This window comes from Candidatus Allofournierella excrementigallinarum (assembly GCF_944388085.1).
Lineage (GTDB): Bacteria > Bacillota > Clostridia > Oscillospirales > Ruminococcaceae > Allofournierella_A > Allofournierella_A excrementigallinarum.
This window is the reverse complement of the sequence record NZ_CALXHK010000013.1, coordinates 1-13,061: the sequence shown is the minus strand read 5'-3', so window position 1 is coordinate 13,061 and position 13,061 is coordinate 1. Positions and strand designations below refer to the sequence as shown.

General features: G+C 61.1%; 14 protein-coding genes and 2 pseudogenes. 10 read left to right on the top strand and 6 right to left on the bottom strand.

Translation table 11 applies throughout. The features are described from left to right. Nucleotides 1-51: 51 nt before the first annotated feature. From ACH2AT_RS03895 to ACH2AT_RS03870, 6 genes are all read right to left on the bottom strand, one after another. Complete coding sequence (locus tag ACH2AT_RS03895; protein ID WP_394963808.1) at nucleotides 52-1,722, bottom strand: ATP-binding protein; 1,671 nt, start codon at nucleotides 1,720-1,722, stop codon at nucleotides 52-54. Beyond that, nucleotides 1,719-2,396 (bottom strand): response regulator transcription factor, encoded by a 678-nt coding sequence (locus ACH2AT_RS03890; RefSeq protein ID WP_177521253.1) that lies wholly within the window; start codon nucleotides 2,394-2,396, stop codon nucleotides 1,719-1,721. Before ACH2AT_RS03890 ends, ACH2AT_RS03895 begins: the two co-directional genes overlap by 4 nt. Nucleotides 2,397-2,618: 222 nt before the next feature. After that, nucleotides 2,619-3,791, bottom strand: a complete 1,173-nt coding sequence (locus ACH2AT_RS03885; protein WP_394963806.1) for a DHHW family protein — start codon at nucleotides 3,789-3,791, stop codon at nucleotides 2,619-2,621. A 15-nt stretch (nucleotides 3,792-3,806) separates the two neighbouring features. Continuing rightward, a complete protein-coding gene (locus ACH2AT_RS03880) occupies nucleotides 3,807-5,231 on the bottom strand; it encodes an MBOAT family O-acyltransferase (RefSeq protein WP_394963804.1) in 1,425 nt (474 codons plus the stop codon). Nucleotides 5,232-5,316: 85 nt separating this feature from the next. Continuing rightward, the gene (locus tag ACH2AT_RS03875; protein WP_394963802.1) at nucleotides 5,317-5,799 is read right to left on the bottom strand and encodes a DUF4358 domain-containing protein; all 483 of its coding nucleotides are present in this window, start codon (nucleotides 5,797-5,799) and stop codon (nucleotides 5,317-5,319) included. 97 nt (nucleotides 5,800-5,896) lie between these two features. Beyond that, on the bottom strand, nucleotides 5,897-6,364 hold the full coding sequence (locus tag ACH2AT_RS03870; RefSeq protein WP_394963800.1) for an FMN-binding protein: 468 nt from the start codon (nucleotides 6,362-6,364) through the stop codon (nucleotides 5,897-5,899). 163 nt (nucleotides 6,365-6,527) lie between these two features. Between ACH2AT_RS03870 and ACH2AT_RS03865 the strand changes: the two genes are divergently transcribed. The 10 genes and pseudogenes from ACH2AT_RS03865 to groEL all read left to right on the top strand — a co-directional run. Beyond that, nucleotides 6,528-7,067, top strand: coding sequence for a Gx transporter family protein (locus ACH2AT_RS03865; protein ID WP_394963798.1), 540 nt, complete (start codon nucleotides 6,528-6,530; stop codon nucleotides 7,065-7,067). Between the two features lie 128 nt (nucleotides 7,068-7,195). Further along, on the top strand, nucleotides 7,196-7,735 hold the full coding sequence (locus ACH2AT_RS03860; protein ID WP_177521245.1) for an NADH peroxidase: 540 nt from the start codon (nucleotides 7,196-7,198) through the stop codon (nucleotides 7,733-7,735). Nucleotides 7,736-7,883: 148 nt separating this feature from the next. Beyond that, nucleotides 7,884-8,738 (top strand): TraX family protein, encoded by an 855-nt coding sequence (locus tag ACH2AT_RS03855; protein WP_394963796.1) that lies wholly within the window; start codon nucleotides 7,884-7,886, stop codon nucleotides 8,736-8,738. 10 nt (nucleotides 8,739-8,748) lie between these two features. Continuing rightward, nucleotides 8,749-8,892: pseudogene (locus tag ACH2AT_RS03850) on the top strand (DNA-binding response regulator); the annotation flags it as partial. Between the two features lie 43 nt (nucleotides 8,893-8,935). Further along, nucleotides 8,936-9,046, top strand: a pseudogene (locus ACH2AT_RS03845) (winged helix-turn-helix domain-containing protein); the annotation flags it as partial. Nucleotides 9,047-9,151: 105 nt separating this feature from the next. Next, complete coding sequence (locus ACH2AT_RS03840) at nucleotides 9,152-10,408, top strand: sensor histidine kinase (RefSeq protein WP_394963794.1); 1,257 nt, start codon at nucleotides 9,152-9,154, stop codon at nucleotides 10,406-10,408. Nucleotides 10,409-10,662: 254 nt separating this feature from the next. Further along, entirely contained in the window at nucleotides 10,663-11,379 is a 717-nt protein-coding gene (locus tag ACH2AT_RS03835; protein WP_394963792.1) for a diacylglycerol/lipid kinase family protein, read from the top strand. A 69-nt stretch (nucleotides 11,380-11,448) separates the two neighbouring features. Then, nucleotides 11,449-11,586, top strand: a complete 138-nt coding sequence (locus ACH2AT_RS03830; protein WP_394963790.1) for a hypothetical protein — start codon at nucleotides 11,449-11,451, stop codon at nucleotides 11,584-11,586. Nucleotides 11,587-11,838: 252 nt separating this feature from the next. Beyond that, complete coding sequence (gene groES / locus ACH2AT_RS03825) at nucleotides 11,839-12,126, top strand: co-chaperone GroES (protein WP_177521251.1); 288 nt, start codon at nucleotides 11,839-11,841, stop codon at nucleotides 12,124-12,126. A 39-nt stretch (nucleotides 12,127-12,165) separates the two neighbouring features. Beyond that, nucleotides 12,166-13,061 (top strand): chaperonin GroEL (gene groEL, locus ACH2AT_RS03820; RefSeq protein ID WP_394963787.1); only part of this gene is annotated, 896 nt, incomplete at its 3' end.

Below are 13,061 nucleotides of genomic sequence, written 5' to 3'. Positions count from 1 at the left end.
TGGCAAGCAAAATTGCTTGTCAGAGGCTTTTGCATGAACGAAAGTATTCACTCAAGAAGAGGCGTTCCGAGGGAAGATGATGCGCACGGCGGTGCCTTTGTCCAGCGCGCTTTCCAGCTCCACCTGGGCATGGTGGAAGGCCGCGCCGTGCTTTACGATGGAAAGGCCCAGCCCGGTGCCGCCGATCTCTTTGGAGTGGCTTTTGTCCACCCGGTAGAATCGCTCGAACACCCGGCTGTGATGCTCCGGGGCGATGCCGATGCCGGTGTCCGCCACTTCCAGGGTGACGTGGGCGGCGTCTGACCGCACAGACACGGTGACGCTTCCGCCGGGTTTGTTGTACTTCACCGCGTTCTCGCAGAGGTTGTACACCATCTCGTCCAAAATAGCGGGCACCGCCTGGATGACCGCCTCGCCGCCCTCCAGATGCAGGGTGACGTCGGCGGCGTCGGCGGCACTTTCCAGCAGGCTGAGGTTGCGGGCGGCGCACTCTTTCAGCTCCACCGGCACCGGGGTGTCGTGGATGTTATTCTCGTCCAGCTGGGAGATGCGGATAATGTCCCGTACAAGCTGGATGAGGCGCTGGGATTCATCGTAAATTTTGCCGGCGAAGTGAGGCACGTCCGAGGGGGCGATCATGCCGCTTTTCATGATCTCGGCGATGCCGGCGATGGAGGTGAGGGGAGTCTTGAGCTCGTGGGACACATTGGCGCTGAATTCCCGCCGCAGGCCCTCCCGTTCCTGCTGTTCGGTCACGTCCAGCAGCACCAGCACGATGCCGGTGAGGGTGCTCTCCTGATAGACGGGATTTGCGAACAGCTGGCAGATGCGCCCGTGCAGGGGAACGAGGCTCTCCACATGCTCGCCTTCCTGGGCGCCGTGCAGGCTCTCCAGAAAATCGGGTTCATCGGTCAGTTCTCGGATATTGCGGCCGTCCAGCGGCTTTTCCGGCTGCAAAAGGCGGGTGGCGCTGGAATTGTAGGAGAGCACCAGCCCGTCGGCGTCCAGCACCAGAAACCCCTCCCGCATGTTGTCGGTGATGGCGGTGAACTGGCGTTTTTGGGCCTGCAGTTGCTGGATCTGCTCGCGTATCTGCCGGTTCTGGTGGTGCAGGCGGCGCAGAAGGGGCTTGAGCTCATCGTAGGGCGCCTGATTCACCTGGGGATGCTCCAGGTCGATTTCGTTGAGGGGCTTTGTGAGCCGCTGGCTCAATTTGTAGGCGATGGTCACCGCCACCAGAGCCGCAAAGATCAGCACCAGCAGCAGGGAAGGCGTGAGGCTTGCCAGCAGCGCCATGCTGGAATACTGGGTGCTGGAGATGCGAAGCACCTGGCCGTTTTCCAGCAGTATGGCGCAGTTGATGGTTTTTTCGGTCAGCGTTTCGGAATAACGGCTGCTTTCGCCGGCGCCCTCGGCAATGGCCTGGATGACCTCCGGGCGGTCGGCGTGGTTTTCCATCTGCGCGGGGTCGACGTCGCTGTCAAAAAGCACGGTGCCGTCGGCGTCGATGAGGGTCAGCCGGTTCTGCCCGTCGCCCAGGCGCTCCAGATAGCCAAGGCCGTCCCGTTCCACATTGGGGGCAAGGTATTCCAGCTCGTTCCTCAACTCGTCGGAAAGCTGCGTTTCAAAATAGGGAAACAGGATGGCGATGAACAAAGCCATGCACACGAGCAGGGTGGTGAGAGTCACCGCCATCATCGCTTTGAAAATACGTTTGCTCATTGTTCGTTCTCCCGGATGCGGTAGCCGGAGCCCCGCACCGTTTCGATGCAGCTTCCGCACTCGCCCAGCTTCTGGCGCAGGGTGCGCACATGCACGTCCAGAGTGCGGCTCTCGGCGTCAAAGGTATAGCCCCAGACCTCCCGGAGAAGTTGCTCCCGGGTGAACACGATGCCGGGCGACTGGATGAGCAGGCTCAGCAGCTCGAATTCCTTGTGCGTCAGGGTGACGGGGCGGCCGTTCGCCAGCACCTGATGCCGGGCGGGGCAGACGGAAAGACCGCCCGCCTTGTACTCCATGACCTGCTCGCCGGGAGCGGTGCGGCGCAGCAGCGCGTTGACGCGGGCCACAAGCTCCATCATACCGAAGGGCTTGGGGATGTAATCGTCTGCGCCGCTGTCCAACCCCAGCACACGGTCGTATTCACTGCCCTTGGCGGTGAGCATGATGACCGGCAGCTTGCGGGTGGCGGGCTCTGCCCGCAGCTGTTTCAAAATTTCGATGCCGTCCTGCTCGGGCAGCATGATATCCAGCAAAAGCAGGTCGGGCGCGGCTTTTGCCATCTGCGCCCAGAACTGGCTGGGCAGCCCGAATCCCTGGGCATCGTGGCCGGAGTGGTTCAGCGTGTACACCACCAGCTCGCGGATGCTGTTGTCATCTTCCAAAACATAGATCACGGACATGGATGCTCTCCCTTCAAATCGGTCCGCGCCCGGGCTGCCGGCCCTGCCTCGAAAAGGCGGGGCCGCGGCGGGGGCCGCGCGGATCTCATTCGATTCAAGTATAAAGCATTTGCGCCGGTTTTCCCACCCCGAAATGTAAAATGTCCGTAAAAAGTGGGCGCGTTAGCGGAAAAATCAACGCCCCCGCACAAACCGTGCAGGGGCGTTGGAAAGGCTTCAGCCCTCGCCGGCCGAGGCGGCCAGGTAGCTGGAGATATTGGTGGTGGAATAGGTCTGGAAACTGAACAGCAGCAGGACCTGATCGAACTGCTCCCGCTGCATCAGCGCGTCGATGCTGTTCCGGTAGCTGCGGGGGTCGATGACGCAGATCTCGGCGTAGTTCTCGATGAGGTAGGGGACAAAGCTGTTGGCATAGCTGTCTTTCACCACCAGCACACGGCCCTCGCCGCGGCCTTCGATGGTGACGTAGCCCTGGTTGCCGTAAAGGAACATGGAGTACTTGTCGGCGGTCTTGGCCTTTTCCATCTCATACAGGCCGCTGGTGAACTGCGGTTCGGTGGCCTCGCCCCGGGCGTTGGTCTTCCAAACGGTCATCTGATCGGGAATGTCCAGGTAGGAGATGGTGTCCGGCGTCTGGTCCCACCGCAGGCACTTGGAGTAGGTGGTGCCATAGAAGTCCGGCACCTGGCCAAAGTCCCCGGCGCTCACTTCCATGGGGGTCAGGCCCAAAGAGCGGCAGTATTCCTGATAGGCCAGATACGCTCCGCCGTCGGTGGTCCAATGGTGGTCGGTCTTGTAGTAGAGCTGGGTATCCTCCGCGGCAGCACTGAAAGCTTCTCGCAGATCGATGCAGTTGGCGCCCTCGTGCATAGAGAAAATGGTGTCCAGCAGCGCGTTTTCATCCAGCAGGGGGGCGTTGGCGGGCAGTTTGTCGGGATAGATCACGCTCGCGGAAGGCGTGATCATCAGGGTGACCTTGCCGGGGTAGCGCAGCGCGAACGAAGAACTCTGCTGGATGTTGCTTTTCAGGATGCGCTCCTCGGTGGGCTTGAGGGCCAGCGTCTGGGCGAAGAGCATCTCGTCATCGCCCAGCAGCGCGCCGCCGATCTCCTGCTTTTGGAACAGCAGGCTCTCGCTGCGGCTCTGCAGGCGCAGCCACATGTCGCGGCCCACCACCTGGTCTTTGGTGTAGTTGTCGTACTCGCTGGTCCACACATTTTCAAAGAGTTTTGTCAGGCTGAACTTTGGCACCTGGGCCAGGTCCCGGCGCTCCAGGTCGCTGTATTCCCGCTTGGGCCAGGCCATGTCCAGAAACATGAACCCGAACAGGAACACGAAAAACAGCACCAGCAGGGGATACTTTTTCAGTTCATTCCATTTTTCCTTCATCAGTCTCGCACCCCCTTAGAACCGGAAATAGAGGAACGGCGTGTTGGTGGACGCCACGATATACGCGATGCACAAGACCAGCAGCAGCCCCACCAGCGCGATGCGCATGAAGGTGTTCTCCTTGATCCTGTCGTAAATTTTCAGCGGCAGGGGAGTGCAGCAGGCGATGCACACCGCCAGCAGCACGCCGTAATTGCGCAGGAAATACAAACAGCCAACGCCGCCGCTGGGGATGAACAGCTTCTGGAACAAAAGCGAAAGGCCCACGCCGCTCTCGTTGCCCACGAACAGCGCCCAGCCCACCGCCACCAGGAACAGGGTGTAGACATGGGGCCAGACCTTGCCCTTTTTCAGCTTGTCCAGCAAAAAGACCTTTTCAATGGTCAGCAGCACGAAGTAGTAGACGCCCCAGAGCATGAAGTTCCAGTCGGCGCCATGCCAGATGCCGGTGAGGGACCAGACCACGAACATGTTGAAGATCTGGCGCTTGATGCCGCGGCGGTTGCCGCCCAGGGGGATGTACACATACTCCTTGAACCAGCTGGAAAGGGTCATGTGCCACCGGCGCCAGAAGTCGGTGATGCTGCCGGCAATGTAGGGCAGATTGAAGTTCATGGGGAAGTCGAAGCCCAGCATCTTGCCCATGCCGATGCCCATCAGGGAGTAGCCGGAGAAGTCGAAATACAGCTGCAGGCTGTAGGCCAGAAGCCCCAGCCACGCAAGGGGCGTGCTGGCGTTTTCCAGGCCGACACCGGCGATCTCCAGCGTCCCGCCGGACCACTGGCCGATGATGTCGTACCACAGCTGGCTGATCATGTCCGCCAGCAGGACTTTTTTGGCCAGGCCGAACACGAACAGGCAGATGCCGTCCTGGATCTGGGAAAGGCGGTAGCGGTTTTTATACACATGCAGCTGGGCGGCCACATCCCGGTATTTCACGATGGGGCCGGCGATCAGCTGGGGGAACATGACCACATAGGCGCCAAAGTCAATGATGCTGTGTTCGGCGGGCACATCCCGGCGGTAAACGTCGATGGAATAGCTCATGGTCTGGAAGGTATAGAAGCTGATGCCCAGCGGCAGCACCGTGGCCGCCTCGATGAGCCCGATGGACAGCCCGAACAGGCTGTTTACAGTGCCGATGAGGAAGTTTGAGTATTTGAAGAACACCAGCATGGACAGACTGCCCACGATGGACGCCACCAGCAGCACCCGCCGTGCCCTGACGCTGTGGTCAAACTTTTCCATCAACAGGCCGCAAGTATAGTTGATGAGGATGAGCACCACCATCACGGGGAAGAATTTGACCTCGCCCCAGGAATAGAACACAAGGCTGCACAAAAACAGCGCCAGATTCTTCAGTTTTGCCGGGGCAAGATAATAAAGCGCCAGCGTGATGGGCAGAAAACGGAACAGAAACAAAATCGTGCTGAAGATCAAAAAACGGCCCTCCCTTTCACACAAAAGGCCGGTACCTGGAAAACGCAGGTATCGGCCTCATTTTCAAAGCTCAGCGCGGTGTGCCTTATTTCAGAGCCTCGTCCAGCGCGGTGTCGATTTCAGTGTAGTCGGCGCCCTCGGTATTGGCGACCACCATCACCAGATAATCGCCCTTCGCAACGATGCGGGCGTCGGCGGCCATGGCCTCCTTGTCCGCAAATTCAGCGTACAGGCCGCCGGTGGAGATGCTGGTTTTGTAGGCGTTCAGCTCTTCCTCCACGGCGGAAGCCTTGCCCTCCACCGCCTTGATGGCCACGATCAGCGCGCTGTTGCTCTGGTCGCTGCTCACCTTGCCGGCGTACTCCTCGATGTTTTCAGGAGTGAGCAGCATATCCAGCTGGATGAAATTGTCGTCCACATCGCGGGAGTTGCTCACCGGATTGGCCTTTTCCACGGTGGCGACGATGTCGTCCAGGTTATACGAGGCGGTCTCGGACCCGCCGCCGCAGCCGGCCAGGGCAAACGCACAAAGGGAAACTGCCATGAGCAGCGAAACGATCTTTTTCATTTGTCGTACTCTCCTTTTTGAAAGCCTTATGGGAATTCTACACTATATCCCGGTGGAATGCAAGCCTCAGTGCAAGTGTGTGCCAAATTTTAACACATTATTCACCGATGCCTTCCTCCGGCGAAAATTCCGGGATGTCCGCCACCACCACGGGCGAGGTCTCGCCTTTTTTCATGGGCGATTGCAGCGCCTGCCACAGCGCTTCAAAGTGCTGCGCCGACACCGTCGCGCCGCTGACGCCGTCGGCCTCCAGGCCCTTTGGGTCATCCAGGCCGGTCAGGGCGTCGCTGTAATATTGGCGTATCCCGGCCGGGTCGGTGCCGCAGAGGGGGCGCATCCGACCGGCGTAGGCTTCATCCTCGCTTTTCAGGCCGCCCGCTTCGTTCACCCCGTCGAACCGGGCGTCGGTGATGACGCCGTCCTCCACGGTGATCTGGAGCCGGTCTTTGTAGCCCAGGCTGTCAAAGCTTTGGAATTCGGCTGTGTATGTTCCATCCTTGAAGCCGCAGCCGACCAGCAAAAGGGCAAAGCCGCAGCAAACCGCTGCCAGAAGCGCGCGGCGCATGAGACCACCTCCGTTGCGTCGCTACCCAAGCGGGGAGCGCGTTTGCACCTATTATAAAAGATATTGCGAAGAAGGTCAATTCCGGCGCTTTTTTCTTGACAGATGGGGCAAAGCGGCTTAGACTGATAACCAGCCAAAACCTTATTACTAAGGAGAGAACGCCATGCGAAACAACAAAACCCGCCAGGTGGCGCTGTCCGGCCTGCTGTTTGCGCTGGCCATGGCGCTGTCTTTCATGGAGAGCGCCATCACGCCGCTGCTGGGGCTCATCCCCGGCGTCAAAATCGGCCTGGCGAACATCGTGGTCATGTATGCGCTGTTTTTCATGGGCTTTCCCCAGGCGCTCACCCTCACCGTGCTCAAGGCCTTTTTCGTGGGGCTGACCCGGGGCGCCACCGCGGGGCTTTTATCCCTCAGCGGGGGCCTTGTTTCGGTGCTGGTGATGTGGCTGCTCTACAAACTGCCGCGCCGCCCCACCTACTTTATCCTGTCGGTGTGCGGCGCGCTGGGCCACAACATCGGCCAGCTCATCGCCGCCAGCTTTCTGCTCAGCAGCGCGCTGGCCCTCACCTACGCCCCCATCATGATCGTCTGCGGCCTTGGCATGGGCCTTGTGACCAGCTCCAGCCTGGCCGCCCTGCTGCCGGCGCTGGGCAAAATGGGCTTTTCCACCCAGCCGCGGGACCGGCGCAAAAATTCATAGGTTTTTCATGATTTTCCTGTTGACGGAACCTTTTTGTTGTGCTATACTGTGAACATAACAGAGAATGATTCCTATTTATAGGGACCGCTTCAATGCAAAACTTTTAAAACGATTTGGAGGAAGAGAAAATGTCTAAGTTCGTTTGCACCGTTTGTGGTTACATCGCCGAGGGCGCTGCCCCTGAGTTCTGCCCCGTCTGCAAGGCTCCCAAGGACAAGTTCGTGGAGAAGACCGAGAACACCTACGTCACCGAGCATGTGGTGGGCATCGCCAAGGAGGGCGTGCCTGAGGACATCATCGAGGGCCTGCGCATGAACTTCAACGGCGAGTGCAGCGAGGTGGGCATGTACCTGGCCATGAGCCGCGTGGCCGACCGCGAGGGCTACCCCGAGATCGCCGAGGCCTGGAAGCGTTATGCCTTTGAGGAGGCCGAGCACGCCGCCAAGTTCGCCGAGCTGCTGGGCGAGGTTCTGACCGACAGCACCAAGAAGAACCTGCAGATGCGTGTGGACGCCGAGTGCGGCGCCTGCAGCGGCAAGATGGATATCGCCAAGCGCGCCAAGGAGCTGGGCCTGGACGCCATCCACGACACCGTTCACGAGATGGCCAAGGACGAGGCCCGTCACGGCCGCGGCATGCAGGGCCTGCTGGAGCGTTACTTCGGCTGAGCCGTTTAAAACATCCTCATACAGCAAGCACAAAGCCCTCCGGGTCCGCCCGGGGGGCTTTTCCTTTGAAAAAAACGCGCATCCCTTATACTTTCCTTAGAAACGGCTGTTACCATGGCAAAAGAAACCTTGAGAGGAGCGTTTTGCAATGGAAACAACACAACCGGCCCCAAAAGGGGGCATCACCGAGACCGGGCTGAAGTGGATCGCCCTGGTGACGATGGTGCTGGATCACATCCACTACTTTTTCGGCTTCACCGGCGTCATCCCGGAGTGGTTCAGTATGGCAGGGCGGGTGAGCGCGCCGCTGTTTTTGTTCTGCCTGGTGGAGGGCTTCACCCACACCCGCAGCAGGAAAAAGTATTTTTTGAAGGTCTATGCCATCTCTGCGGCAATGTCGCTGCTGTATTATCTCATGGCCTTCGGCGGCCTGCCGGTGCGGCCGGACGGCTTTTTCCCCGCCAACGGCATGATGACCACCTTTGTGATTTTGATGGCAGTCTGGCAGGGCATCGACTGGCTGGGGCAAAAGCGGTTTTTGCCCGGCCTCGCGGCGGTGGCGATGCCCCTGGCCTGGCCCTTTGCAGCCACCTGGCTGGCAATGGCGTTCCCGGCGCTTTCCGGCCTGCCGGGTTTTGTCTGCTATTCCGTGCTGCCGCTCTGGGGCATGACAGGCGACAGCAGCTGGCCGGTGCTGGTGATGGGGCTGGTGCTCTATCTCTTCCGCAAGCGCAGGGGCGTGCAGGTGGCTGCCTTTACAGTGTATTATCTCCTGTATGGCGTGGTCTATATGGGCCTGATGGCCTCCCAAATGCCGGGATTCGTCTGGACCCAGCTGTTCACCATTTACTACGAGATCTACGGCGTTCTGGCAGCGCCCCTGATGCTGTGGTATAATGGCCGGCGGGGCAAAGGGCACAAGGCGCTTTTCTACGTCTTTTATCCCGCCCACATCTATGCTTTCTACGCCCTCTCCTGGGGGCTGTATCTTCTTTTGAACTGAGGTGACGGCGATGGCACACATCCTTGTGGTGGACGACGACGGGGATCTGTGCGCGCTGCTCAAGGCCGCCCTGGAACGGGACGGCCATCAGGTCTCGGCCTGCCGGGACGGGCAGCGGGTGGACGGGGCGGCCTGCCGCTGGGCAGACTGCATCCTGCTGGATGTGATGATGCCCGGCGAGGACGGTTTTGCCCTCTGCCGCCGCCGTGACCGAGCACATCAAAAACATCCGGGCCAAGCTGCGGGCGGCGGGCGCGGCGCCGATCGAGACCGTGTGGGGAGTGGGGTATAAATGGAAAAGCGAATGAAGCGGCGCCCCGGGCTGGCGGCCCTGTTCTGGAGGTATCTGCTCACCGCAGGCACGGTGATGGCATTCCTTGCCGTTCTGTGGTGGGGCGCGCTGACCTGGCCTCATGCGGTGCGGATTTGTTTACCCGGCGTCCACTGCCGCAAACGGCCTGGAAGTGGTCGTGCCTGCGCTGGAAAACGGTTCCCTTGCCCCGGAACAGCTTCCATACTATTACCGCTGGGCCGTTTTTGACGAAGGCGGGGAACTGTTGCGCTCCGGCCCGATGAGCGAACGCCGCCTGGAATACGCCCGGCAGGCCCTGGCGGGCGACCTTTCGCCCAAAGGCGTTTTTTACACCCAGTACCACAAGGTGGCGCGCCTGCCTGACGGGACCGGCTGTGTTGTCCAATACGATTACTCCATGCCCTACGGCACGTCGGCCCTCCAGCGGCGCATGCCGGAATTCCAGACCTGCGCCCTCCTGCTCCTGCTGGCCGCCTGGCTCATCGCGGGGGCGGCGGCCAGCCGCCATTTCGCGGGCCTTCTTCGGCGCGATGCCGCGCTGCTCACCGGCGCGGCCCGCACCATCACCGACCGGCGGCTGGACCTGCCCTTTGCCGTCCACGCCCGCGTGCAGGAGTTCGACGAGACCCTGCAGGCGATGGAGACCCTGCGCGCCAGCCTTGCCGCCTCACTGCAGGAACAGTGGGCGATGGAGCAGCAGCGCAGCCTGGAACTGGCCGCCCTGACCCACGACCTGAAAACGCCCCTCAGCATCGTCAGCGGCAACGCGGAACTTCTGGCAGAGGACGCGCTTACCGCTGCCCAGCGGCAGAATGTCGAGGCTATCCTTCGGGGGGCGCTGCGGCTGGAAGACTATGTGGCGCAGCTGCGAACGATGGCCGCCTCCGGGCCGGAGGGCGGGGGACGGAAAGAGACGGTGGAGCTGCGACTGCTGGCAGAAGGCTGGCAGAGCGCCGACCAGGGCTTTTGCGCCGCAAAACAGATCGCCTTTCACTGCGTCGGTGCGCCTGCGGGCAGCGTGACGGTGCACCGCGTCAGCCTTGACCGGGCGGTGGGCAACCTGCTGGACAACGCGGTGCGCTACACGCCCCGCGGAGGCGAAATATCCCTGACCCTCCATGCCGCCGGCGGCCGCCTTTCCGTCGCGGTGGAGGATTCCGGCCCCGGCTTTTCCGCCGGGGCGCTGGCCAAAGGCGACCAGCCCTTTTTCACCAGCGACGCCAGCCGCCCTCAAAGCGGCCACCTGGGGCTCGGCCTTTATTTTGCGGGCCGGGTGGCCAAAAGCCACGGCGGGGAACTGCGCCTTTCCAACACCGGCCGCGGCGGCAGGGCGGAACTTCTCCTGCCCCTTGGCTGAAACCTATGAATCAAACGGCCCTGCCGCGCCCGCAAAAATGCGGGGCCGTTTTTTGTGTTGGAATACGCGGGCATCTATGGTAAAATAGGCCCATGAAGGCCGCAAGGGAAGAAAGCCGCATGGCCGGCAAGGAATTCCGCGCATTCCGCAAGCGGTGGAGGAAACAGAAGCTTTTGTGCAGGCAGTCGGGCTAAACGCCGGCCTGCGTCATCCCTGATGGGGCCGAAAATACTGTGAGATAAGGGGCGCTGAAAATGCGGCACGTGTTCATCGTCAACCCCGTTTCCGGCAAAGCGGACGCCAGCGGCACGCTGGTGCCGCAGATCATCGACGCGGCAAAGAATCTTGGCGCGGACTACGAGATACTGCTCACCGAATACCCGGGCCATGCCGTGGAACTGGCCGCCGAACAGGCCGAGGCAGGGGAGGAGGTGCGGCTGTACGCCTGCGGAGGCGACGGCACCTTCAACGAGGTGCTGCGGGGCGTTCGGGGGCGCGCCAACGCGGCGGTGGGCTGCATCCCCTGCGGCAGCGGCAACGACTTCGTTCGCAACTTCGGCGGCAGAGAGCCATTCCTCGACCTTGAGCGGATGATGCGCGGCCCGGCCGTGGACATCGACCTGATACAGACCGAAAAGGGCATCGCCACGACCATCTGCTCCGCCGGGCTGGACGCCCAGGTGGCCTACGGCATCCCCAAATTCCGCCGGCTGCCCTTCTGCGGCGGCGCGATGGCCTACAACCTCTCCATCGTGCAGTCCATCTGCGGCCCGCTGGGCCACCGCCTGCGGGTGCAGGCGGACGGCGAGGTCATCACCGGCGAATTCCTGATGCTTGCCATCTGCAACGGCAAAGCCTACGGCGGCGGTTATGTGGCCGCGCCCGAGGCCAACATGCAGGACGGCCTGCTGGACCTTGTCCTCATTCGCAAGATCGGCCGTGTCGCGGTGGCGCGGGTCATCGGCGGCTAAAAAAAGGGCGCCCACAACCAAAACCGCCAGGTCGCTCCGGCCTATCGGGACATCGCGCTGTTCCGCCGGGTGCGCCGGGTAGAGGTGGAAGTGCTGGACGGGCGGCCCATCGTCGTCACCGAGGACGGCGAATGCGAAGAACGCATGGGGCTTTCGGCCTGTGTCTGCCCTCTTGACGCTCGCATCCTTCTGCCTGCCAAAAACTGACACGTTCCGCCCGGATGGCCGCCGGGCGCACAGAGCCGCTCCCAATGCGGGGGCGGCCCCATTTTTTGCCCAAAAACACCGCGCTGCGGCGGAGGAGGAGCCGTGGGAAGCTGTTCACAAAAATTTTTTAATTTACCCTCTTGATTTTTGAAAGATAAGTGGATAAAATATATATTAGCACTCAGGAGCAACGAGTGCTAAACAAATCGCGGCAATGCAATTTATTTTATAGTTCGAACAGGAGGCATTCTTATGCAGATCAAACCCTTGGCTGACCGCGTTGTGATCAAGACCGTGGAAGCCGAAGAAACCACCAAGAGCGGCATCATTCTGGCGGGTTCCGCCAAAGAGAAGCCCCAGGTAGCCGTTGTGCTGGCTGTCGGCCCCGGCGGCATGGTGGATGGCAAGGAAGTGGAGATGCTTGTCAAGGTGGGCGACAAGGTCCTCACCAGCAAGTACTCCGGCACCGAAGTCAAGGTGGACGGCGAGGAATGCACCATCGTGCGTCAGAGCGACATTCTTGCCATCGTCGAAGAATAAACTTTCTTTTGAAACCAGATAAAAAGGAGATAGAGCATTATGGCTAAACAGATCCTGCATGGCGAGGCGGCCCGCAAGGCCCTGAGCGCCGGCATTGACACCCTGGCGGATACCGTCAAGATCACCCTGGGCCCCAAGGGCCGCAACGTGGTGCTGGGCAAGAAGTTTGGCAGCCCCATCATCACCAACGACGGCGTGACCATCGCCAAAGAGATCGAGCTGAAGGACGCCTTTGAGAACATGGGCGCCCAGCTGGTGCGCGAAGTCGCCACCAAGACCAACGACGCCGCGGGCGATGGCACCACCACCGCCACCGTGCTGGCCCAGGCCCTGGTGAGCGAGGGCATGAAGAACGTTGCCGCCGGCGCCAACCCCATGGACGTGAAGCGCGGCATGCAGAAGGCCGTGAAGGCTGCTGTGGAGGCCTTTGCCGCCAACAGCCAGAAGATCAACGGCTCCCAGGACATCGCCCGTGTGGCCACCGTGTCCGCCGGCGACGCCACCGTGGGTGAGCTGATCGCCGAGGCCATGGAGAAGGTGAGCGCCGACGGTGTTATCACCATCGAGGAGAGCAAGACCGCCGAGACCTACTCCGAAGTTGTGGAAGGCATGCAGTTCGACCGCGGCTACATCACCCCCTACATGGTCACCGACACCGAGAAGATGGAGGCTGTCATCGACGACGCCTACATCCTGATCACCGACAAGAAGATCAGCGTCATTCAGGACCTGCTGCCCCTGCTGGAGCAGATCGTCCAGAGCGGCAAGAAGCTGGTCATCATCGCTGAGGACATCGAGGGCGAGGCTCTGTCCACCCTGATCGTCAACCGCCTGCGCGGCACCTTCACCTGCGTGGCTGTCAAGGCCCCCGGCTTCGGCGACCGCCGCAAGGAGATGCTGCAGGACATCGCCATCCTCACCGGCGGCCAGGTCAT

What these genes read in the sequence shown, in the direction of transcription:
- ACH2AT_RS03885 (WP_394963806.1), bottom strand. Translation starts at nt 3,791, where the DNA reads ATGAAGGAAAAATGGAATGAACTGAAAAAGTATCCCCTGCTGGTGCTG.
- groES (WP_177521251.1), top strand. Translation starts at nt 11,839, where the DNA reads ATGCAGATCAAACCCTTGGCTGACCGCGTTGTGATCAAGACCGTGGAA.
- ACH2AT_RS03875 (WP_394963802.1), bottom strand. Translation starts at nt 5,799, where the DNA reads ATGAAAAAGATCGTTTCGCTGCTCATGGCAGTTTCCCTTTGTGCGTTT.
- ACH2AT_RS03870 (WP_394963800.1), bottom strand. Translation starts at nt 6,364, where the DNA reads ATGCGCCGCGCGCTTCTGGCAGCGGTTTGCTGCGGCTTTGCCCTTTTG.
- ACH2AT_RS03860 (WP_177521245.1), top strand. Translation starts at nt 7,196, where the DNA reads ATGTCTAAGTTCGTTTGCACCGTTTGTGGTTACATCGCCGAGGGCGCT.
- ACH2AT_RS03835 (WP_394963792.1), top strand. Translation starts at nt 10,663, where the DNA reads ATGCGGCACGTGTTCATCGTCAACCCCGTTTCCGGCAAAGCGGACGCC.
- ACH2AT_RS03865 (WP_394963798.1), top strand. Translation starts at nt 6,528, where the DNA reads ATGCGAAACAACAAAACCCGCCAGGTGGCGCTGTCCGGCCTGCTGTTT.
- ACH2AT_RS03840 (WP_394963794.1), top strand. Translation starts at nt 9,152, where the DNA reads ATGCGGTGCGGATTTGTTTACCCGGCGTCCACTGCCGCAAACGGCCTG.
- ACH2AT_RS03895 (WP_394963808.1), bottom strand. Translation starts at nt 1,722, where the DNA reads ATGAGCAAACGTATTTTCAAAGCGATGATGGCGGTGACTCTCACCACC.
- ACH2AT_RS03855 (WP_394963796.1), top strand. Translation starts at nt 7,884, where the DNA reads ATGGAAACAACACAACCGGCCCCAAAAGGGGGCATCACCGAGACCGGG.